Genomic DNA, 21,389 nt, shown 5'->3' with positions numbered 1-21,389 from the left:
GTGGTAACGTCGCCTTCCGTGACGGATGGTGCTCCCCTGCCCGCTGACGTGGATCACCGAATCTCCATCGTGGTACCGGTATACCAGGGCGAAGCGACCCTCCCCGGGCTTCTCGACGAGATCGCACCGCTGACGCACCCCGCTTCGACGGCCGAAGGACATCGGTTCCGGGTCGAGGAGGTGCTCCTCGTCTTCGACAACGGGCCGGATGGTTCGGCACGGGTGATTCGCGACCTCGAGGCCCGGTTCGATTTCGTCCGCGCGGTCTGGCTGAGTCGCAATTTCGGCCAGCACGCCGCAACGCTCGCCGGCATGGCCTCTTCCGGGGGGGACTGGATCGTCACGCTCGACGAGGACGGACAGCACGATCCGGCCATGATCGGGGACCTGCTCGACACGGCGATGCGGGAGCAGGCGAGCGTGGTCTATGCCAAGCCCACCAACACGCCGCCGCACGGTGCGCTCCGCAACACCGCGTCACGAGGCGCGAAATGGCTGCTCACGAAGCTGTTCGCGGGATCGAACGCACCTGACTACCAGAGCTATCGGCTCGTCCTCGGCAGTATCGGCCGGAGCGTCGCGGCGTACTCGGGATCCGGCGTCTACCTCGACGTGGCCATGGGCTGGGTGTCGAACAAGACGGTCTCGTCCCCGGTGGAGCTCCGCCACGAGGGCGCCCGCACCTCCGGCTACTCGACGCGCCGGCTCTTCTCCCACTTCTGGCGCATGATCCTCACGAGCGGCACGCGGGGCCTCAGATTCGTGAGCCTGCTCGGCGTGGCGTTCGCCGCGCTCGGCGCGGCCATGGCGGTCTACGTGCTCATCGAACGCCTGACCGGGCAGATCGATACGGCCGGCTGGGCGTCGACGATCATGATCGTGCTCATCACGTCGGGGGCGATCCTGTTCTCGCTCGGCATCATCGCCGAGTACATCGGCATCAACGTGAACATGGCCATGGGCAAGCCGCCGTACCTCATCACCAGCGATCCCGACCGCGGTCCCCTCGGCCGGCGCCGGCCTCCGGTACCCTCACCCGACCGCCTGCCCCAGGGCCGTCCGCACGAGCCCGCCCACGGTCCCATCGGACAGAGCCGTCCCGAGAAGCCGTGACCACCCACGCCTGGGTGATCGGTGCTCGCGGTCTGCTCGGTGGCGCCATCGCCGGAGCGGCACGGCAGCGTTCCGACTGGAACGTACGAGACGCCGCGCCCCTGCCCTGGGGTACCGGCACATCCCTCGCCTCGGCGGTCGAACGCGAAGCGTCAGCGCTCTTCGAAGCGTCGGACCGGCCCGGCGACCGATGGGTCATCATCTGGGCGGCGGGGGTTGCCGTCACGAGCAGCCCGCAATCCGTACTCGATGCGGAGCTCGCCGAGTTCAGGGCGGTGATCGACGCCATCGCCGGACCACTCGATGCGACGGGCGCGGGGCGACGGGGCACCGTGTTCTTCGCCTCGTCGGCTGGTGGCGTCTACGCGGGGTCCGACCGGCCTCCGTTCGACGAGTCGACGCCGCCGGTCCCGATCTCACCGTACGGAAGGTACAAGCTCGCCTGCGAACAGGCATTGCGTGGATTCGCCTCCACTCACCCGGTGACCGTCGTGCTCGGCCGAATCGCCAACCTCTACGGACCCGGCCAGCGTCTCGACAAGATGCAGGGCCTCATCTCGCATCTGGCGCGCGCGCAGTTCTCGCCCACGCCGGCGTCGATCTACGTGTCCCTCGACACCATGCGCGACTACATCTTCACGAGGGACTGCGGCCAACTCATCTGCGACATCGTGGAGCGCTCATTCCTCGAATCCGAACCGGTGACGGTCGTGAAGAACGTCGCATCAGGGCAAGCGGTCACCATCGCCGACCTTCTCGGCTATTTCCGGATCCTCGCGAAGCAGCATCCGCACGTCATGCTCGGCAGTTCTGCTGCGGCGGCGCTCCAGGCCCACGATCTCCGCCTCACGTCGACCGTGTGGCCCGAGGTCGATCGCCGGGAGTTCACCCCGCTGCCCGCCGGAATCCACGCCACCATGACGGACCTGCTCAGCGCCATCCAGTCGGGTGCCGCAGGCCCGTGATCGCGCTCAGTCCCGCGTGAGCGCGGCGAGGTACTCGCCGTACCCGCTCTTCACCAACGGCGCCGCGAGGCGCTGCAGCTGCGCGTCGTCGATCCACCCCGCCCGCCACGCGATCTCCTCGATGCATCCGATCTTGAATCCCTGGCGCTGCTCGATCACGCGGACGTAATCGCTCGCCTGCATCATGGACTCGAAGGTTCCCGTGTCGAGCCAGGCCGTTCCACGATCGAGCACCTGCACCCTGAGGTCGCCGCGTCGCAGATAGGCCTCGTTGACCGAGGAGATCTCGAGCTCGCCGCGCGCGCTCGGCGTGATCGACTTCGCGATCTCGACGACGCTGTTGTCGTAGAAGTAGAGGCCGGGGACCGCATAGTTGCTCTTCGGCGCTTTGGGCTTCTCCTCGATCGATTTCGCCACCATGTCCCTATCGAACTCGACCACGCCGTAATCGGCGGGGTTCGAGACGTGATAGGCGAAGATGAGCGCCCCGGAGATGGTGGAGTTCCGGCGCAGTGCCGTACCGAGTCCGGCGCCGTGGAAGATGTTGTCGCCGAGCACGAGCGACACGTTGTCGTCGCCGATGAACTCCTCACCGATGAGGAATGCCTGAGCCAGCCCGTCTGGCGAAGGCTGCACCGCGTACTGCAGGTCGATGCCGAGGTCGCTTCCATCGCCGAAGAGCGCCCTGAACTGCTCCTGGTACTCGGGCGTCGTGATGATCAGGATCTCCCGGATGCCGGCCATCATCAGCGTCGAGAGCGGGTAGTAGATCATCGGCTTGTCGTAGATCGGCATCAGTTGCTTCGAGATGCCACGGGTGATCGGCCACAGCCGCGTTCCGGTTCCGCCTGCCAGGATGATTCCGCGCATGTCAGCCCTTCACCCTCGCGTCGAGCTCGGCGTACCAGGCGCGCGCCTTCTGCCAGTTGGGAAGGATCCCGCGTTCCAAGGCATCTGCGAGTGACGGGGCCTCGCGGTCCTTCTCGGAGAGGAACAGCTCGGCCGCGGGAATCGGGAGCTCGAGGCCGATGGACTCGTCGAGGGGATCGACCGCGTGCTCAGCGCTCGGGTTGTACACGTCGCTCACGAGGTAGGTCACGACGGTCTCGTCTTCGAGGGCGAGGAACGCATGCCCGAGCCCCTCGGACAGGTAGACCGCGCGTCGTTCCACATCGTCGAGCCGCACGCCCTCCCAGGCGCCGAACGTCGGCGATCCCACCCGAAGATCGACCACGAAGTCCATGACGGCGCCGCGGACGACGGTCACGTACTTCGCCTGGCCCGGTGGGGTATCGGCGAAGTGGATGCCGCGGAAGGTGCCTCGACGGGAGATCGACGTGTTCGCCTGTCGCAGGTCGAGTGCGTGCCCGACCACCCCGGCCAGGCGGTCGTGCCGGTAGAACTCGAGGAAGCTGCCCCGGTCGTCGGTGTGGATCCGGGGTGTCACGACGTAGGAATCGGGCACCGCGAGTTCTCGGATCTGCACGCCACGATCCTACCAACGGCTGCGGGGCTAGAATTGCGGGGTTGTCCGAGCAGAGATTGGCCCGTTCCGTAAAATGCACCTCCTCGTCACCGGCGGCGCCGGGTTCATCGGTTCCAACTTCGTGCACCACGTGTTGGAGCACACCGACCACACCGTCACCGTGCTCGACAAGCTGACGTACGCGGGCAATCTCGCTTCGCTGGCCGGGCTGCCCGCCGATCGGTTCAGGTTCGTGCGGGGCGATATCGGCGACGCGTCACTGGTCGACCCGCTGGTTCGCGACCACGACATCGTGGTGCACTATGCGGCGGAGAGCCACAACGACAACTCCCTCGCCGATCCCCGCCCGTTCGTCGAGACCAATATCGTCGGCACCTTCACCCTGCTCGAGGCGGTTCGCCGTCACGACCGCCGGTTCCACCACATCTCGACCGACGAGGTGTACGGCGATCTCGAACTCGACGACCCATCCCGATTCACTGAGGAGACGCCGTACAACCCGTCGAGCCCGTACTCCTCGACGAAGGCCGGCAGCGACCTGCTCGTTCGAGCGTGGGTTCGCTCCTTCGGTGTGAAGGCGACCATCTCGAACTGCTCCAACAACTACGGCCCGTATCAGCACGTGGAGAAGTTCATTCCGCGGCAGATCACGAACGTGCTCCGCGGTGAGCGTCCGAAGCTCTACGGCACCGGCGAGAACGTGCGCGACTGGATCCACGCCGATGACCACTCGTCGGCGGTCCTCACCATCATCGATCGCGGGGTCATCGGCGAGACCTACCTCATCGGCGCCGACGGCGAACGGAGCAATCGCGACGTCGTCGAGCTCATCCTCACGCAGCTCGGGCGACCCGCGGACGCGTACGACCACGTGATCGATCGCCCCGGCCACGACCTGCGCTACGCCATCGATTCCACCAGGCTCCGCACCGAACTCGGCTGGGTTCCACGGCTCGACCACTTCGAGGACGGGCTGGCCGAGACCATCGCGTGGTACCGCGACAACGAGGACTGGTGGGCGCCGCAGAAGGAGGCCACCGAGGCCCGCTACGTCGCCCAGGGACAGTAGCCCCGATGCGCATCCTGATCACCGGCGCGTCGGGCATGCTCGGACGGGACCTCCGTCGGGCGTTCCAGCGTCACGAGGTGACCGCGCTCGACCGAGCCGGACTGGACGTGACGGATGTCGCGGCCGTGATGGAGGCCGTCATCGGCCACGACGTCGTCGTCAACGCCGCCGCATACACGGCCGTCGACGCGGCGGAGACCGACGAGGACCGCGCGTTCGCGGTCAATGCATCGGGAGCCGGGCACGTCGCGGCCGCGTCGGCCGCCCACGGCGCCCGCATGGTGCAGATCTCGACCGACTACGTCTTCGACGGCACCGCCACGGAAGCGTACGCCGAAGACGCGCCGAGGAACCCCGTCTCGGCGTACGGCCGAACGAAGGCGGCGGGCGAGGAGCTCGCGCTGGCCCGGAACCCCGGCCGCACCTACGTCGTGCGGACCGCATGGCTCTACGGCGCCGAGGGTCGGAGCTTCGCATCGACGATGCTGCGCCTGGCGGGTGAGCGCGACACGTGGCCTGTGGTCGACGATCAGATCGGCCAGCCGACCTGGACGCGCGATCTCGCCGAGAAGCTCCTGGAACTCATCGAGCGGGATGCTCCAGGTGGCATCTACCACGGCACCAATTCCGGTCGGACGAGTTGGTACGGATTCGCGCGCGAGATCCTGCGGGAAGCGTCGCTCGATCCGGAGCGCATCACCCCGACCACGAGCGACGCCTTCCCCCAGACGGCACGGAGGCCGTCGTTCAGCGTGCTCGGGCACGATGCCTGGGGGCGCGTCGGCATCGAGCCCATGCGCCACTGGCGAGAAGCCCTGCATGCATCCGGCATCGCTCGGCCGGCTGCATCCTGACCGCAGGTCAGCGCGCCCCCAGGGTCGACCCGCGGGCGATGAACCGGCGGTACGCCACCTTCCGGATCGGCTCGGGGACGAACCGGTACAGGCCGCGAACGCACACGTTGCGCAGGAACTCCCCGCGTGTCGTGAACCGGATCCTCCGCAGTTCCCGTTGCAGCGCCAACTCGCTGCGCCACTGCGCACGACCGCCACGACGCGCATACGCACCAGCGCCGACGCGGTACATCACCAGCGGGTCGGCGAGATTGCCGACGGCGGCGCCGCTGTCGATCATCCGTGCGAACAGCCAGTAGTCCTCCATCAGGCCGAGGGCCTGATAACCTCCGGCTCGCTCGACTGCACGGCGCCGGTACACGACGGTCGGATGGCTGAACGGGTCGTGGAATCGGGCGTAGCGGGCGATCTCAGCCGGATCCACCCGGGGCACCCGACGCCCGACGATCGAGCCCACGTCGTCGAGGAATTCGAGCATCCCGGTGCCCACGAGATCGAGGCCGGCTTCGATGAGCGGAACCTGCTTCGCGAACCGGTCGGGCAGCGAGATGTCGTCGGCGTCCATCCTGGCGATGATGTCGTGATCGCTGCGCGCGAGCCCTTCGGTGAGCGCGCGGGCAAGCCCCACATTGTCCTTGATGCGGTGATGCACCACGGGAACCGGTGACGACGACACCGCGGCGTCGATTGCCGACGACAGGTCATCACCGACCGGGCCGTCCTGCACGAGCACCACCTGGTCGGGCCGTCGGGTCTGCCCCGTCACACTCGAGGTGAACGCCTTCGAGAAGTGCGCCGGGTCGTCTCCGCGGTAGACGGGCATGAGCAGGGTGAAGGGTTCGCTCATTGTCCCTCCACCCTCGCGACCGCAGCGCTGACCTCGTCGAGACCGGCGAGCGCCATCGAGTTCGGACGAGGACGGGTGCGCATGCCGTCGCGTCGCCCTCGACGCCAACCGTCGCGGAGCACCGCGCGATCGGTCGAACGCAGGAAGGTGCGGATCCATCGCAGGACACTGGCGGCGCCGTAGATCGCCTTCTCGAGCGGAGAGAGGCTGCGTGATCGGCGGAACATCCACAGCTTGTTCCGAACCTCGTAGTAGAACCGCGGGCCCGGATCGGCGTCGGTCGAGCCGAGCACGCGCGTCTTGTGCACGACGACGGAGGTCGGCACGTGCAGGCCGCGGCGCCCGCGGAGCACGCGCGTCGAGTATTCGAAGTCGTCGTTCCAGATGAAGTAGTCGGCGATCGGGAGACCCACTTCGCGCACCACGTCGGCGCGGACCAGCATCGAGACGAAGGACGTGCTCCGAACGGGGATACCGCCGGCACGTGCCGCGGCCGCTCGTTCCCCCGGTGTGGCGAAGGGGTTGGGGCGCGGTGTGTTCATCGGATGTTCGCTGCCGTCGGTCCAGAGGACCCGGGAACCCGCCGCGACGAATCCGGTGCCGTCGACGGCTGCCAGGAGCGACCGAAGCGCGTCTTCGGTCGGCACCGTGTCGTCGTCCATGAGCCACAGCCAGTCGGGCTCGTGCCGGTCGAGTGCCACCGCCATTCCGGCCGCGAATCCTCCGGCGCCACCGGTATTGCGCGAGAGGGGGACGAGGTCGACGAGATCGCCGGCGGCACCGGCGACCTCCGCCGTGTCATCCGTCGACGCATTGTCGACCACGACGACACGCGACACCGGCTCGACCTGGGCTGACAGCGCATCGAGCACCTCGATGAGCAGATCGCGCCGGTTGTATGCGACCACGACGGCGACGACGCGCGGGCGCGTGGATGATGGATTCATATGACTCTCGGGGGCTGAGCGGAGGTGACACTCCATCTTGCCGTGTCGCGCGCCTTCCCATCTGCAGGGGCGGCACCGGGCCAGCCATCAGCCCTCGCTGGGCTCTTCGGTGGGCGGCGTGATCGCCTCGGTGATGAGGGCGCGGATGTACTCCCAGTCGGGATCGGTCGGGTCCACGCCGTTGTCGGGGACGAGTTCGACCGAGGTGATGGGCAGTTCCTTCGTCTTCATCGACAGGTTCACGAAGTAACCCAGCATGGACTGGGGTATATCCGTCTTCACGGTTTCCGCTCCGGCGGTCGCCACCTCCTGGAACTTCGTGAGCACGTTCGCCGGCGTGAACTGGCGCAGGATCGCCTCCTGCAGCACCGCCTGTCGCTGCATTCGCGCGTAGTCGCCTCCGGCGACGCCGTAACGGGCACGCCCATACCAGAGCGCGTGGTACCCGTCGAGGCGCTGCAGTCCCGGCTCGACCCAACCGTCGACGCCCTCGTTGTCCTCGTCGCCGCCGATCGGGATCCGCGTCTCCACGTTGATCTCCACACCGCCCAGCGCGTTGATGAGCTGCTCGAACCCCTGCATGTCGATGAGCACGTAGTACTGGATCTCGAGCCCGGTGACGCCCTCAGCGGCGTCGCGCATCGCCTCGATGCCCGGCTCGCTTCCCTCGGCCACGGCATCGGGGTACAGGTCGGGGCTCTTCACCTCGACTTCGGTGTAGATCGAATTCAGCTGGCACACGTCGACGTCGCATCCGTCGATCGCGCCGTAGCCCTCGGGGTAGACGTCCGCGAGCGGTGAACCCTCGGAGAACGGCACATATTCGAGGTCACGGGGAAGGCCGATGGAGACCGCCTGCCCGGTGTCGGCGTCGATGCTGAGGATCCTCGTGCTGTCGGGGCGCATGCCCTCTCGGTCGGGACCGGAGTCGCCGCCGAGGAGCATGATGTTGTACCGCCCGTCGACGGGCGGCTCGGTCGGTCCGGCGACGAACACCGAAGAGAGGAATCCGCTCGCGGACGTCGCCAGGTAGGCGCCGTAGGCGGCCGTACCGGAGACGGCGACCATCACGACCACCGAGGTGGCGGCGACCCATGCCCGCGCCGACGGTTGCGTCTTGACGAGTCGCACGAGACGCAGGGTGTCGAGCGTCAGGATCGCCCACAGCACCGCGTAGAAGACGAGCACGGCGGCGACCACCCAGAGCGTGACCGTCGTCGAGAACACCGTGTAGAGCACCGTCGGCCAGAGCAGCCACAGCACGAACCCGACGAGCGCGATCGTCCAGAGTGTCAGTGTCGCGCCGAGGCCGAAGCGGCCGAGCTTCCGGTCGCCGGCGAGCACCTGCACCGACCCGGGGATGAGGAGATTGAGCACCACCAGCCACCACGCGCGACGCGTCATGAACGGGCGCGAGGCGAGGTCGGGGAAGCGGATGGGGCTTGCGGCGAGGCTCATCGGTTCGACTTGAGGCGTTCGTTCTTCTCCTCGACCGAGGCGGCGAGGGCGGTGGCGTAATCGGCGAGGGCAGTGGTCAATCCGGCATCCGACGTCGCGAGGATCTTGACGGCGATGAGCCCGGCGTTCTTCGCGCCACCGATGGAGACCGTGGCGACCGGCACGCCGGCGGGCATCTGCACGATCGAGAGCAGCGAATCGAGGCCGTCGAGTCTCGACAGCGGCACCGGCACGCCGACGACCGGCAGCGTCGTCACCGACGCCAGCATGCCGGGCAGGTGGGCGGCGCCTCCGGCGCCCGCGATGATGACCTTCAGGCCCCGAGCGGCCGCCTCCCTGCCGTAGGCGATCATCTTCTCGGGCGTGCGGTGCGCGGAGACGACCTCGACCTCGTGCGCGATGCCGAATTCATCGAGGAGGTCGGATGCCTCGCGCATGACGTTCCAGTCGGAGTCGGAGCCCATGACGACGCCGACGAGGGGGGCGGTTGCAGCGGTCACCCGACGATCTTAGAGCCGGGCGCTGGGAGAACCCGACAGGGCGCGCACGTGAGGTGGTGATGTGTCCACAGGCCTCCGGGCGTGCTCGGTGCGGACCAGTAGATTGGAGGAACGGACAGGAGGCGAACCGCAATGACCACTCGACTGCGCGTCGTCGTCGACCAGATCACGGCTCCCGTTCCCGGGCCGGTCGGCCGCTACACGGAGGACCTCACCCGCGAATTGATCGCCGCCGCGCCGCCGAACTGCGAGGTCGCCGGGATCGTGTCCTCGTCGCCGCCCACCGACTACGAGCGCATCAGGCAGTCGCTGCCCGGGCTCGCCGACCTCTACCCGACCTCGCTCGCCCGGCGCGAGCTCGCGGCCGCGTGGCAGATGGGCCTGACGACATCGCCGGGAGGCGGGATCATCCACTCCCCCAGCCTGTTCGCTCCCCTGCGCAAGCACGATCGCGAAGCCGGCAACCAGGTGGTCGTCACGGTGCACGACACACTCGCCCATACGCACCCCGAATCGCTCTCCGCGTCCGAGTCGGGGTGGCGTCGCGCGATGCTGAAACGCGCCTGGAAGCACGCGGACGCCGTGGTCGTGTCGACGCACGCCCTCGCGGCACGGGTCGCGGAGCATCACGATTTCGGCGACCGCATCCGGGTGATCTCCACGGCCGCACGCTCACGACTCCGCATCCCGGCCGATGCCGCCGAGCGCGCAGCCGCCCTCGAGCTCCCGCGCGACTACCTCGTCACGGTCGGGTCCCTGGCGCCGCACCACGGCGTGGTGGAGGTGCTCGAGGCACTCGGCCGCCCCGGCATGCCCGACCTGCCCCTCATCGTGCTCGGGCCCGCGGAATGGGGCGAACAACAGGTGCTCGCCGTCGCCGAGCGATCCGGAATCCGAAGCGGACTCGTTCGCTCGATCGACGACATCTCCGACGAGGATCTCGCGGTCGTCATCGCCGGCGCAACCGCCTTCATCGCACCGGGGCACGAGGAGGGCGACCCGGCGACCTTGATCGAGGCCTTCGCCCTCGGCACGCCGGTCATCCACGCCGACATCCCCGAATACGTCGAGACATCGGCGGGGTCGGCCCTGTCCATCCCGCTCGGGGTCGCGGGCGACGGGTACGTGAACCGTCTCGCGGCCGCGATGTCTACCGTCGTCACCGACGATGCACGAGCCGAGCACCTCTCGGTGGCCGGGCAGGATCGGGCCCGGGCGTTCAGCTGGCGGGATTCGGCCGAACGAGTCTGGCAGCTGCACGCCGACCTCTGACGACGTGGCCGATGCGGGGCCGGGTCGCCGGCACCGCGCCTCGAGCTCAGTCCTGGAACACCGCCGCGGCCGCCCGCGCCTCGTACACCACGTCGTCGAGGTTGTCGCCGATGGCCGTGACGTGACCGACCTTGCGGCCGGGACGCGGCTCCTTGCCGTAGTTGTGGAGCTTCACGGTCGGGTGTCCCGCGAGGGCCTCGTCGTAGCGGTCGGCGAGGGTGCCCTCCTCGGGGCCGCCGAGGATGTTCACCATCACCGACCATGGGGCGTGGCATCCGGTCCCGCCGAGCGGCAGATCGAGCACCGCACGCAGGTGCTGCTCGAACTGGCTGGTGGTGGACCCGTCCATCGACCAGTGGCCGCTGTTGTGGGGGCGCATGGCGAGCTCGTTCACGAGGAGGCGGTCGTCGGTCGTCTCGAACAGCTCGACGGCGAGCACGCCCGTGACGCCGAGGCCTTCGGCGATCGAGATGGCCACGTCGGCCGCGACATCCGCGAGTCGCCCGGCCGACCTCGGAGCCGGCGCGATGACCTCGCTACACACGCCGCCGACCTGCACGGTCTCGACGACGGGCCACGCGGCCACCTCGCCCGACGGGCGACGTGCCACGACCTGGGCGAGCTCACGGCGGAAGTCGACGAGCTCCTCGACGAGGAGCGCCCCGCCGCGGCCGTCCTCGGCGATGGTGGCGAACCACTCGGCGACCTCGGAAGCCCCGCGCACCATGCGCACGCCCTTGCCGTCGTACCCGCCCCGCGGGGTCTTCACGACCGCGGCACCGCCGTGCTCGCCAATGAAGTCATCCAGTTCGCCGGCCGACTCGACGCGCGCCCAGTCGGGCACGGGAAGCCCGAGTTCCGAGAGTCGGCGGCGCATGAGCAGCTTGTCCTGCGCGACCTTCAGCGCATCGGGACCCGGATGCACCGTCACACCGGCGTCGACGAGGGCGTGCAGCACGTCCTGCGGCACGTGCTCGTGGTCGAACGTGACGACGTCGACCTCGCGTGCGAACGCGAGCACCGTCTCGGCGTCGGTGTAGTCGCCGACCTGCCGCGCGGCGAGCTCCGCCGACATGCCCTCGGCCTCGGCGAGCACGCGGAGGTCGACTCCGAGCTCGATCGCCGCGGGAATCATCATCCGAGCCAGCTGCCCGCCGCCGATCACTCCGACCCGCACCCGTGCCTCCGTTCGCCTGCGTTCGGCGCACCGTCGAGCGCCCAGTTCAGTCTAGGCGGCGACCCCCGCAGCATAGGATGTGCCGGTGACCACACGAGCCGGCAGCGCCCTCGCCCGGCTCTGGCATGGTCTGCTCACGTACGCGGTGAAGTTCGGCGTCGTGGGGCTCATCGGGCTCGTGATCGACGTGACGCTGTTCAACCTGTTGCGGCTCGGCGTGTTCGGCGAGGGCCACTGGGCGCAGTCGGCCATCGGCGCGAAGACGATCTCGACGTCGATCGCGATCATCTTCAACTGGCTCGGAAACCGGTTCTGGACATTCCGCCGCCATCGCCGCCGCAACTACCTTCGCGAGTTCGCCGAGTACGTCGTCGTGTCGCTCGGGGGCATGGGCATCGCACTGCTCTGCCTCTGGGTGAGCCACCACGTGCTCGGCTTCACGAGCCTCCTCGCCGACAACATCTCGACGAACGTCGTGGGGCTCGCGCTCGGCACGGCCTTCCGCTTCTTCCTGTACCGGTACTGGGTCTTCGGCCATCACCGTTCCGACGGGCTGTCGAACCTCGCCCGCGTGGAGGAGGCGCAACGCAGCATCTTCGAGGAGCCCGAGCGGCGTACGACGGATGCCCCGGCGGCGATTCGTGGGAGGGATGCCCCGGCAGCGCCTCGTGCCGCGGGTGCCCCGGCAGCGACGCGTCCCGCTGCGCCGCCTACTCCCCCGCCGACTCCTGGGTCGGCTGGAACCACGGCGGGTAGACCGCCACGCGGGTCCTGAGTCCCACGGCGTCGAGCGCCGCGCGCACGCGATCGCGCACCCGGTCGTTGCCCACGGCGATGAGCAGCACACGTTCGAGTGGGAGCGACTCGCGAACGAGCACCTCGGCCGAGAGCAGCCGCGACCCCTCGTCTTCGCGGTGGAGCCGCTGCAGCATGCGAAGCACCTCGGGCCACGCGGATGCCGCGCCCACGCCACCGGCCGCGGCATCCGCGTCGGTGACGACGACGGTGCCCTCGACGTCGGTGCGTGCCCCGGCGGCCCCGGCGACCGAGCTCACGAGGATGACGTGATCGGCGGGCTGACGCTCGACCGCGGCGTCGGTGAGCCGGGGGTCGGGCGTGCCGGTGCGCACGGCGTTCCACACGTGCGCGTCGGTCGAGAGGAGGAACGGCACGTAGTCGGCGACCACCGAGCCGTTGCCCGGCACGGGCGCCGAGCGACGGAACTCCCGCGCGGAGGGAGCGGAGACATCGACGGTGGGCTCCGCACCGGCGCGGTCGGCCAGCAGCGCGCCCTCGCCGAGGATCGACGCGAGGTTGTCCACGTGCGTGACGTGGTAGATCCGCACGGTCTTTGGGTCGACGGGTGCCTCGTGGAGCGTGCGTGCACTCGCGGCACCGGCGACGCGGCGCGGCGCGCGGGTGGGCCGGCTCGGCCGGGAGGAGGAGAGCGGCCCGCTCGAACGGCTGGGACGGGGAGGGGCTACCACCCGCTTCGCCTCGGGCTCGGGTGGTGGGAAGCAGATGGCGCAGAGACCGTCATCGAAACCGTGGATGCATTCGTCGGCCACGTGGAACCCTTCATCGCTCGGCACGTGCTCGAGGGCGCACGACCGAACTTCTAGGTTACGCGCTTCCGGCGGATCCCGTGGCCGTCTCGGGACACTCAGCGTCCGCGCCGGACGCCGGCACCACGTTCGACGGTCGATCCGCCGCCCCACCCGTGGTCCGCGTCGAAGTGCTGCTCGAGGGCCATCAGCTCATGCAGGGCGGCCTGCAGGAGGATCGGATCGGGCACGTCACGAAGCACGATCGGCTGGTCGTGACCGCTGTCGAGGCGCACATCACCCGAGCCCAGGGCACGCTGCGCCCATGAGCGCCGCACGACGATGTCGTACCCCCGGGCGTGCACGAGTTCCTGCCGCACGCGTACGAAGACCCCCCGGCGCACGATGACGCGGCGCGTCGTCACGGTCGTGCGCTGCGACAGCCACGCGAGGAACGGCACGAGGCTCCCGGCGACCACGACGACGAGGGCGATGCCCACGGCGACGAGCTGCATCCACCACTCGGCGACGAGGGCCATGGCGTAGCCGGTGGCGCCCGCGACCGCGATGAGCAGCAGCGCCGGGAGGGCGAGCACGCGAGCGTGGCGCCGCAGGCGGGCGACGACCTGCTCAGGTGCAGCAGGCCGGCCGGCAGCCTGGCTCGCGGCTCGGCTCATACGCCCATTAATACCGCAGGTGCGTCACGTCCCCGGCCGCGACAGCCTGTGCCTCGCCGTTCCGGTCACGCACCACGAGGCGTCCGTCGCGGTCGATGCGTTCGGCAACGCCGAGGAGTTCGCGATCCCCGGGCAGCTCCACCCGCACCTCGGAGTCGAGGGTGCCGCAGAGCGCGGTGACGCGGCTCGCGATGCCGCTGGCCTCGGCGTCGCCGCCGTGCTCGGCGAAGGCGCGGACGAGCCCGAGGAAGTCCGAGAGGTAGTCGGCGAGCACGACGTCGGCATCGGGCCGCACACCCGTGACGAGCAGGAGCGACGTCGACGTGAGCGTCGGCAGGTCGTGTTCGTCGAGCGTCAGGTTGAGGCCAGCCCCGACCACCACGGCGGCGCCTGAGCCCGTCGACGGGGGCAGCAGCTCCGAGAGGATGCCGCAGATCTTGTAGTCCGAGACGAGCACGTCGTTCGGCCACTTGAGCACGACCTCGACGCCGCCGCTGCCGTCCTCCTCTTCGGGTTCGTGCCGAGCGGATGCCGCGGCGTCGACGGCCCGGCGTACGGCCTCCGTCATGGCGGCCCCCGCCATGAGCGGGATCCATCCGTACGCCTCGGGCGGGAACGGCCGCCCGCCCGGCAGCTCGGGACGCAGGAGCACTGAGATCGCCAGGGTCTTGCCCGTCGGCGCCAGCCAGGTGCGCCCCATGCGTCCGCGACCGCGCGTCTGGTCGTCGGTCACGATGACCGATCCGTGCGGCCACGCCGCCGCCTCGGGGCCGGTGGCGGCTGCGCGCAGGTCGTCGTTGGTCGAGCCGGTGGTCGCCACGAACTCGAGGCGGGGCACGGCGGCGCGGCTCAGCGGAAGATCCATGCCGACAGTCTCCCAGTTCGCCGCGTCACGGGAAGGCACCACGTCATCGGCCGGATTTGTAGGAAACCGTCAACGAAGTGGGCGCGAGGCTCGCCGGTAGAGTGAACGGCGTGACCGAAGCGACTGACGGCCCAGACCTCTCCACGACCGCCGGCAAGCTCGCCGACCTCAAGCACCGCTATCACGAGGCCGTGACCGCGTCGGGTGAGGCGGCCATCGAGAAGCAGCACGCCAAGGGCAAGATGACCGCGCGCGAGCGCATCGCGGAGCTCCTCGACCCGGGCTCGTTCGTCGAGCTCGACGAGTTCGTGCGCCACCGCACGCACGCCTTCGGGATGGACGCGAAGCGTCCGTACGGCGACGCCGTGGTCACCGGCACCGGCACCATCCACGGGCGCCAGGTGGCCGTGTACTCGCAGGACTTCACGATCTTCGGCGGCTCGCTCGGCGAGGTGGCCGGCGAGAAGATCATCAAGGTCATGGAGCTGGCCCTGAAGATCGGCGTGCCGATCATCGGCATCCTCGACTCCGGCGGCGCCCGCATCCAGGAGGGCGTCGTCGCGCTCGGCAAGTACGGCGAGATCTTCCGCCGCAACACCGCGGCATCCGGAGTCATCCCGCAGATCTCGATCGTCTGCGGGCCTGCCGCCGGCGGCGCCGTCTACTCCCCCGCGCTCACCGACTTCGTGATCATGGTCGACAAGACGAGCCAGATGTTCGTCACCGGCCCCGACGTGATCAAGACGGTCACCGGCGAGGACGTGGGCATGGAGGAGCTCGGCGGCGCGCTCACGCACAACACGGTCTCGGGCGTGGCGCACTATCTCGCCAGCGACGAGTCCGACGCCCTCGACTACGTGCGCACGTTGGTCGCGTTCCTGCCCGATAACAACATGACGGATGCCCCGGTGTACGACGCCGAGGTCGAGCTCGAGATCACCGACGGCGACCGTCGCCTCAACACGGTCATCCCCGACTCGCCGAACCAGCCCTACGACATGCACACCGTGATCGAGGGCATCGTCGACCACGGCGACTTCCTCGAGGTGCAACCGCTGTTCGCGCCGAACATCGTGGTCGGCTTCGCCCGCATCGAGGGCCGCTCCATCGGCATCATCGCCAACCAGCCGAGCCAGATGGCGGGCACCCTCAACATCGCCGCGGGCGAGAAGGCGTCGCGCTTCGTGCGATTCTGCGATGCGTTCTCGATCCCGATCCTCACGCTCGTCGACGTGCCGGGCTACCTGCCCGGCACCGACCAGGAGTGGACGGGCGTCATCCGCCGCGGTGCGAAGCTGCTCTACGCGTACGCCGAGGCCACTGTGCCACTCGTCACCGTGATCACCCGCAAGGCCTACGGCGGCGCATACATCGTGATGGGTTCCAAGCAACTGGGCGCCGACATCAACCTCGCCTGGCCGACCGCCGAGATCGCGGTCATGGGCGGGCAGGGCGCCGTGAACATCCTCTACCGCCCCGAGATCAAGCGCGCCGAGGAGGCCGGAGAGGATGTCGCGGCGGTGCGCACCAAGCTGGCCAACGAATACACCTACAACGTCGCCTCACCGTTCCTGGCCGCGGAGCGCGGCGAACTCGACGGCGTGATCGAGCCGGCCGCCACCCGCGTCGCCGTGACGAAGGCGCTGCGCGCCCTGCGCACCAAGCGCGCGAGCCTCCCGCCCAAGAAGCACGGGAACATCCCCCTGTAGGGGCGACCATGGACGAGACGAAGGCATCCGGGTCCGCCGAGGTCCTCCCCGCAGCCGAGGCCGAGGCCGACGCCCGCGCGGCCGAGCTTCGATTCGTCACGCGCGCCGTGACGCACGAGGAGGCGGCCGCGGTGACCGCCGTCATCCTCGCGGCGGTCGACGAGCAGGCCACGCAGACCTCCGTCACCGAACCGGCGAGGAACCGGTGGGTGCAGAGTTCCGGCGCGCTGCGCTCACCCATCACCGTGGGCCCCGGAAACTGGGGCCGCTCGGCCTGCTGAGCGACGGCGTGTCCCCCGGAACACCGCCGGTCCCGACCCTGCCGGCGTGACATTCCCTCGGCTTCGGGGCCGCACCGCCGCGGAGGGGGACATCCGATGTCCCCCGAAATGACGACTGCGCGACTTGGACCGGTACGTCAGGATGGGAACTGCAGACTCCACGTGAGTCGCCACCGTCACCGGTCGGGTAACCGGTGACCGTTGGGGGCGAGTCAGGGCGATATTCGGGTTGTCGCCGTGGCTCGGGCTTGTTGGGGGGTCGATCATCGATCGGCCCCCCACCTTCATGTCCGGGGGATCTCCAGCCAGAACTCGACCTCGAGGTCGTCGGTGTCGTCGGCGGGCATGCCACCGCCCGCGGGCTCGCGGAGCCCCACGACGGTGACGGCGACGGGTGAGCCCTCGGCCGCCGTGCGCGCGATGATCCGGTCGGCTCTCGAGTCGGCGATCGCCTCCGCCAGGCGCGAGAGCACCCGGTCCCGCGTGGGCTCGTCGAGGTCGTCGATGCCACCCTCGTCGAGGAGCATGACGATCGTCCCGCGTTCGCGAGCGAGCTGCACCTCGGTGCGCACGACGTCGGTGAGCAGCATCCGCCCCCGGATCTCGTCACGGATCGCCGCCTCGAGCATCCGGCACTCCTGCCGCTCCGCCTCGGTCAGCTCACTGCCCTTGTCGGCGATGCGACGCAGCATGGGTGCCGCGATGCGATTGGTCTGGGCGAGGCGCATCCGCCCCTCGAACAGGTGCGCGTCCTGCGCGGCCTGCCATGCCGCTGCCTCGCGCTCGGCCTGCGCGTAGCGCCGGGTCTCGCGCGCGGCCGCCGTGAGGGCGGATGTCAGCATGTGCGCGATGGCCACCCAGACGATGCTGCCGATGACACCGAGCGCGCCGAGCGCGAGCGGCCCCGCCCAGGCCACGGTCTGCACGGCGAGCGCCAGGACCCCGAGCCATGCGGCGACGAGCTGGCGCCGCGCCGCGGCGATCGTCATGAGCGTGCCGACGGCCGCGACGTACCAGGTGGCGTAGCCGTTGTCGGCGTCGGCATCGAGCTGGCTCGTCACGAGCAACGGCAGCACGATGCACACGGCGAGGTCGAACGCGGCGAGCCAGTCGGGCATGCGAAGTCGCTTGGCGGGCCACAGACTCGCGACCGTCGCGATCGTGTAGAGCGCGAGCGCCACGACCGTCGGCCACGGCGCGGCGGGCACGTTGAGCGAGTAGATGCCGAGCACGACGTGGTAGGTCGAGAAGAGCGCCCCCAGCACGAGGAGCAGCCAGCGGGGTACGCCGATCATGCGTCGCCCTCCGCCGCGCCCGCCGGCCAGGCGACCGTCACGGTGGTGCCCTGCCCGGGACTCGACTCGATCTCGGCGGCACCGCCTGCGCCCGCCATCCGTTCCTCGATCGAGACCCGCAGGCCGAGCCGCTCGAGCGGCACCTCGCGACGGTCGAAGCCGACGCCGTTGTCGGCGATCTCGATGACGCATCCGCCCGCCCGCACTCCGCGGATGCGCAGCTCCCGACGCGTGCTGCGGTTCGGTTCGTCGGCGTGCTGCATGCTGTTCACCATCGCCTGCACGGCCGCCGAGTAGAGCGCATCGACCGCTTCGACCGGAAGCTCGACACCGCCGGCGTTCACGACGCGCACCGTGAAGGGCGCCGAGAACGTCGTGAGCGCCGCGCGCAGTCGGCGCACGAGCACGGGCAGCCCGACTCGCTCGAGCGCACGCGGGCCGGATGCCCCGGCCTGATCGAGGCGCTTGATGGCGTCCTTCGCCATCCGCGAGGCAAGCGCCCGCTCATCGGGCGAGCCCGCCGCGGCCGCCGAGAGCAGCGTCGTCAGCACACTGTCGTGCACGAGTGCGTCGACCTTCACGCGCTCGCTCTCGGTGGCATGCTGACGCGCGGCGACGTCGTAGCGCTCCAGCGCGGCGTCCTGTGCGCCGTCCACGGCCTCGGCGGCCTGGCGGAGCATCGTGACGATGATGAGCACCACCGCGCCGAGGATCACGGCGTACATCGCGTCGAGCACCGCGAGCAGCGGGAGCGCACCGCCGCCCTCGGGAAGCAGCCGGATGATGCCGTACGCCGTCGGCACGACGAGCGTGTACGCGGTGGCGACGGGCACCGACACCGCCACGACGGCTGCGGCCGTGGCGACCGTGCAGAGGTAGTAGAGCCACGGCGTGCCGCCCTGGAGGGAGGCCGCATCGTCGATGAGGAACGGCCAGGCGGCGAGCGCGACGGCGTACAGCGCCGCGAACGCGAGCGCGGCGCCGCGAACGGCGACCTTCGCGACGCTCGCCACGGCGAGCACGGCGAGCGCGCCGTAGAGGATGGCCATCATGGCGGTGCCTGCGCCGTCGACGAACGCCGACGACTGCTCCAGAGCCCCTGGGAGCGTCTGCGCGCCGAACACCAGTCCGAACAGGCCCAGCGCGCGTGCCGTGACGGTCTCGACCTGCGCGCGGGTGACGGCGGCTCGCTTCGTGCTGAGCCGCGGGACCCGCCACTCAGCGGCGGGCATCCCCGCCTTCGCCGTCGAGTCCCGGCAGGATCCCGTCCTCCACGGCCCGGCGCAGCAGGTCGACCTTGGTGGGAGCCGGACGACCGACCTCGACGTACTTGGCCCGGATCCGGTCGAGGTACTCGCGCGCCGTCGAGTGCGCGATGCCGAGCTGCATCGCCACGAGCTTGAGCGGCAGCCCCGACGCGTACAGGTGCAGCACGTCGCGCTCCCGGCGGCCGAGCTGCGCCTTCGCGAACTCGCGGTCGGCCTCGATCGCGCTCGCCCATTCGACGTTGTTCAGCACCTCGCCCTTTGCGACGGTCGCGATCGCGGAGATCACGGTCGACATGGGCGACGCCTTCGGGATGACCCCTGCGGCGCCCGCCGCGAGCGCCTCGCGCACCGCCGCGACGCGGTCGGCGATGCTGTGCACGAGCACCGCGCTTCCGGTGTCGAGCACGGCGCGCACATTCTCGGTGACCGACGAGCCATCGCCGAGCGACAGGTCGAGCACCACGACATCGCACGGCGAGCCGCCGAGCGCCTCGAGCAGCTCGGGCACGTTGGCGGTCTCGGCGACGACCTCGTAGCCGGCATCACGGCAGGCCGCGCGCAACCCGAGGCGCACGGCTTCGTGATCATCGACGATCGCCACGGTTGCGGCGGCACCCGTCGCGTCTGCACCCGTCACGTGTCCCTCATTTCCCGTCAGTCACACGATAGCGGTGAGTCTCGCCACGGCCTCGAAGTGGTGGGTGTTCGGGAACAGGTCGAACGCGCGCACCTCCACGAGTTCGTAGCCGCGCTCCCGAAGGAGCCCGACGTCCCGCGCGAGCGCCACCGGATCGCACGCCACGTACACCAGCTGGCGCGGCGCCAGCTCGGCGAGCCGATCGACGACGTGACGGCCCGCGCCCGAGCGCGGCGGGTCGAGCAGGACCGTCGCATCGCGGAGCCGGGCGCGTTCGCCGGCACCGTCGCCGCCTCCGGCATCCGCCATCAGGCCATCGAGGAACCGGTCGACCCGCGCGGTGATCGCCCGTGCGCCGACCCAGTCCGCGAGGTTCGCCCCGGCGTGCTCGGTCGCCCGCGCATCGGCCTCCACCGACGTGATGCGCACGGTGTCGCCGAAACGATCGCCGATCGCCGCCGCGAGGAGGCCCACGCCCCCGTAGAGATCGAGGTTCCCGGCGCGCGGGTCGAAGAGGTCGGGATCCACGAGCTCCTGCACGGCACGCGTCAGCGTCGCCGCAGCGCCGCGGTGCACCTGCCAGAACCCGTCGCGGTCGAGGCGGAACCGGCGGTCGCCGACACGTTCCTCGATCGTCGGCCGGGCGGCTCGCGGCATCCGCTCGCTCGAGACGATGATGGCTTCTGGATCGCCGACGCTCGGCGCCACGAGGTCGACGGCGCGCGCTCCGGGGAACCGTTCGGCGATCGGCGCGATGGCGGCGAGCTCGGGCACGGCGAGGGGCACGGATGCCACGGGCACGACGGTGTGGCTGCGGGCCGCGTAGGGCCCGATCGTGCCGTCGTCGGCGACGTGCAGCCGCATGCGCGTGCGCCATCCCGTGCCGAGCTCGACGGAGGCGCCGGGAGCGAGCGACGGATCGACGGGACGCACCGGGGTTTCGAGCTCGACCCCGCCCATGCGCGCCAGCGCGTCGCGCAGCACCTCGGCCTTGAGCGCGAGCTGGCGCTCCACCGCGATGTGGCCGAACTCCGCCCCGCCGGCCCGCCGCTCGGGCGCCCGGTCGACGGATGCCTCGGGCCAGACGTGCGGGCGGCGGTCGGCCGATGCTCGCAGCACCTCGACCGTCTCGGCCCGCCAGTACCGGTCGTGCTGCACGTCGGTGACCCGCGCGGCGACACGTTCGCCGGGGATCGCGTCGGCCACGAAGACCACGCGACCTTCGTGGTGGGCGACGAAGACGCCGCCGTGGGCGACGCGCTCGATCTCGAGCTCGATGACCGGCGCATCGGCGGCCGGCTCGGAGCGGTGGACCGGCGCCGGCCGCGCGGGGCCGCGGGGCGTACCGCGCCTCCGTGCGGCGGGGCGGCGGGGTCGACGGGGCTCAGCCATGATTCGAGCATTCCACAGCCCGCGTGCCGGACG

General features: G+C 70.0%; 22 protein-coding genes. 8 read left to right on the top strand and 14 right to left on the bottom strand.

Annotation, left to right across the window (positions count from 1 at the left end; genetic code table 11):
• Positions 1-69: 69 nt before the first annotated feature.
• A complete protein-coding gene (locus AB0K73_RS11260; RefSeq protein WP_360512528.1) occupies positions 70-1,113 on the top strand; it encodes a glycosyltransferase in 1,044 nt (347 codons plus the stop codon).
• Positions 1,110-2,078, top strand: coding sequence for an NAD-dependent epimerase/dehydratase family protein (locus AB0K73_RS11255; RefSeq protein WP_360512530.1), 969 nt, complete (start codon positions 1,110-1,112; stop codon positions 2,076-2,078). The genes AB0K73_RS11260 and AB0K73_RS11255 overlap by 4 nt, the downstream gene beginning before the upstream one ends.
• A gap of 6 nt (positions 2,079-2,084) precedes the next feature.
• Here the strand turns inward: AB0K73_RS11255 and rfbA are convergent, their stop codons facing one another.
• Complete coding sequence (gene rfbA / locus AB0K73_RS11250; protein WP_360512532.1) at positions 2,085-2,948, bottom strand: glucose-1-phosphate thymidylyltransferase RfbA; 864 nt, start codon at positions 2,946-2,948, stop codon at positions 2,085-2,087.
• 1 nt (position 2,949) lies between these two features.
• Positions 2,950-3,564, bottom strand: coding sequence for a dTDP-4-dehydrorhamnose 3,5-epimerase (rfbC, locus tag AB0K73_RS11245; RefSeq protein WP_360512534.1), 615 nt, complete (start codon positions 3,562-3,564; stop codon positions 2,950-2,952).
• A 73-nt stretch (positions 3,565-3,637) separates the two neighbouring features.
• On the opposite strand from rfbC, the gene rfbB reads away from it, so the two are divergent.
• Positions 3,638-4,633, top strand: coding sequence for a dTDP-glucose 4,6-dehydratase (gene rfbB / locus AB0K73_RS11240; protein ID WP_360512536.1), 996 nt, complete (start codon positions 3,638-3,640; stop codon positions 4,631-4,633).
• A 5-nt stretch (positions 4,634-4,638) separates the two neighbouring features.
• Positions 4,639-5,487, top strand: a complete 849-nt coding sequence (gene rfbD / locus AB0K73_RS11235; protein WP_360512539.1) for a dTDP-4-dehydrorhamnose reductase — start codon at positions 4,639-4,641, stop codon at positions 5,485-5,487.
• A 7-nt stretch (positions 5,488-5,494) separates the two neighbouring features.
• On the opposite strand, the gene AB0K73_RS11230 is transcribed toward rfbD, so the two are convergent.
• The 4 genes from AB0K73_RS11230 to purE all read right to left on the bottom strand — a co-directional run bounded on the left by AB0K73_RS11230 (position 5,495) and on the right by purE (position 9,239).
• On the bottom strand, positions 5,495-6,334 hold the full coding sequence (locus AB0K73_RS11230) for a glycosyltransferase (protein WP_360512541.1): 840 nt from the start codon (positions 6,332-6,334) through the stop codon (positions 5,495-5,497).
• Positions 6,331-7,281, bottom strand: a complete 951-nt coding sequence (locus AB0K73_RS11225; protein WP_360512543.1) for a glycosyltransferase — start codon at positions 7,279-7,281, stop codon at positions 6,331-6,333. Before AB0K73_RS11225 ends, AB0K73_RS11230 begins: the two co-directional genes overlap by 4 nt.
• Positions 7,282-7,368: 87 nt before the next feature.
• On the bottom strand, positions 7,369-8,739 hold the full coding sequence (locus AB0K73_RS11220; protein ID WP_360512545.1) for an LCP family protein: 1,371 nt from the start codon (positions 8,737-8,739) through the stop codon (positions 7,369-7,371).
• Positions 8,736-9,239, bottom strand: coding sequence for a 5-(carboxyamino)imidazole ribonucleotide mutase (gene purE, locus AB0K73_RS11215; RefSeq protein ID WP_360512547.1), 504 nt, complete (start codon positions 9,237-9,239; stop codon positions 8,736-8,738). Before purE ends, AB0K73_RS11220 begins: the two co-directional genes overlap by 4 nt.
• Positions 9,240-9,371: 132 nt before the next feature.
• Here purE and AB0K73_RS11210 point away from each other — a divergent pair, with 132 nt between their 5' ends.
• Positions 9,372-10,511, top strand: a complete 1,140-nt coding sequence (locus AB0K73_RS11210; protein WP_360512549.1) for a glycosyltransferase family 1 protein — start codon at positions 9,372-9,374, stop codon at positions 10,509-10,511.
• A 46-nt stretch (positions 10,512-10,557) separates the two neighbouring features.
• Here the strand turns inward: AB0K73_RS11210 and AB0K73_RS11205 are convergent, their stop codons facing one another.
• A complete protein-coding gene (locus tag AB0K73_RS11205) occupies positions 10,558-11,733 on the bottom strand; it encodes a 5-(carboxyamino)imidazole ribonucleotide synthase (RefSeq protein WP_360513014.1) in 1,176 nt (391 codons plus the stop codon).
• Between the two features lie 40 nt (positions 11,734-11,773).
• Between AB0K73_RS11205 and AB0K73_RS11200 the strand changes: the two genes are divergently transcribed.
• Entirely contained in the window at positions 11,774-12,463 is a 690-nt protein-coding gene (locus AB0K73_RS11200; RefSeq protein ID WP_360512552.1) for a GtrA family protein, read from the top strand.
• On the opposite strand, the gene AB0K73_RS11195 is transcribed toward AB0K73_RS11200, so the two are convergent.
• From AB0K73_RS11195 to AB0K73_RS11185, 3 genes are all read right to left on the bottom strand, one after another.
• Positions 12,399-13,256, bottom strand: a complete 858-nt coding sequence (locus tag AB0K73_RS11195) for a DarT ssDNA thymidine ADP-ribosyltransferase family protein (RefSeq protein ID WP_360512554.1) — start codon at positions 13,254-13,256, stop codon at positions 12,399-12,401. The genes AB0K73_RS11200 and AB0K73_RS11195 overlap by 65 nt on opposite strands.
• 95 nt (positions 13,257-13,351) lie before the next feature.
• The gene (locus tag AB0K73_RS11190) at positions 13,352-13,909 is read right to left on the bottom strand and encodes a PH domain-containing protein (protein ID WP_360512556.1); all 558 of its coding nucleotides are present in this window, start codon (positions 13,907-13,909) and stop codon (positions 13,352-13,354) included.
• A 7-nt stretch (positions 13,910-13,916) separates the two neighbouring features.
• Positions 13,917-14,774: a biotin--[acetyl-CoA-carboxylase] ligase gene (locus tag AB0K73_RS11185; protein WP_360512558.1), complete on the bottom strand. Its 858-nt coding sequence runs from the start codon at positions 14,772-14,774 to the stop codon at positions 13,917-13,919.
• Between the two features lie 110 nt (positions 14,775-14,884).
• Between AB0K73_RS11185 and AB0K73_RS11180 the strand changes: the two genes are divergently transcribed.
• Both AB0K73_RS11180 and AB0K73_RS11175 read left to right on the top strand, forming a co-directional pair.
• A complete protein-coding gene (locus tag AB0K73_RS11180) occupies positions 14,885-16,483 on the top strand; it encodes an acyl-CoA carboxylase subunit beta (protein WP_360512560.1) in 1,599 nt (532 codons plus the stop codon).
• Positions 16,484-16,491: 8 nt separating this feature from the next.
• Positions 16,492-16,764, top strand: coding sequence for an acyl-CoA carboxylase subunit epsilon (locus AB0K73_RS11175; protein ID WP_360512562.1), 273 nt, complete (start codon positions 16,492-16,494; stop codon positions 16,762-16,764).
• A gap of 284 nt (positions 16,765-17,048) precedes the next feature.
• Here the strand turns inward: AB0K73_RS11175 and AB0K73_RS11170 are convergent, their stop codons facing one another.
• Genes AB0K73_RS11170 through AB0K73_RS11155 form a run of 4 tightly spaced genes read right to left on the bottom strand, consistent with a single transcriptional unit; the run spans position 17,049 to position 21,356 of the window.
• On the bottom strand, positions 17,049-18,059 hold the full coding sequence (locus AB0K73_RS11170; protein WP_360512564.1) for a hypothetical protein: 1,011 nt from the start codon (positions 18,057-18,059) through the stop codon (positions 17,049-17,051).
• Entirely contained in the window at positions 18,056-19,291 is a 1,236-nt protein-coding gene (locus AB0K73_RS11165; RefSeq protein ID WP_360512566.1) for an ATP-binding protein, read from the bottom strand. The genes AB0K73_RS11170 and AB0K73_RS11165 overlap by 4 nt, the downstream gene beginning before the upstream one ends.
• Positions 19,278-19,964, bottom strand: coding sequence for a response regulator transcription factor (locus AB0K73_RS11160; protein WP_360512568.1), 687 nt, complete (start codon positions 19,962-19,964; stop codon positions 19,278-19,280). The genes AB0K73_RS11165 and AB0K73_RS11160 overlap by 14 nt, the downstream gene beginning before the upstream one ends.
• A 21-nt stretch (positions 19,965-19,985) precedes the next feature.
• On the bottom strand, positions 19,986-21,356 hold the full coding sequence (locus AB0K73_RS11155; protein ID WP_360512570.1) for a TRAM domain-containing protein: 1,371 nt from the start codon (positions 21,354-21,356) through the stop codon (positions 19,986-19,988).
• Positions 21,357-21,389: the final 33 nt, after the last annotated feature.

The sequence above is a fragment of the Agromyces sp. NPDC052230 genome (assembly GCF_040679595.1).
In the GTDB taxonomy this organism is placed as follows: domain Bacteria; phylum Actinomycetota; class Actinomycetes; order Actinomycetales; family Microbacteriaceae; genus Agromyces.
Note: the sequence above shows the minus strand (reverse complement) of the source record. Positions and strands in the feature narration are given on the sequence as shown.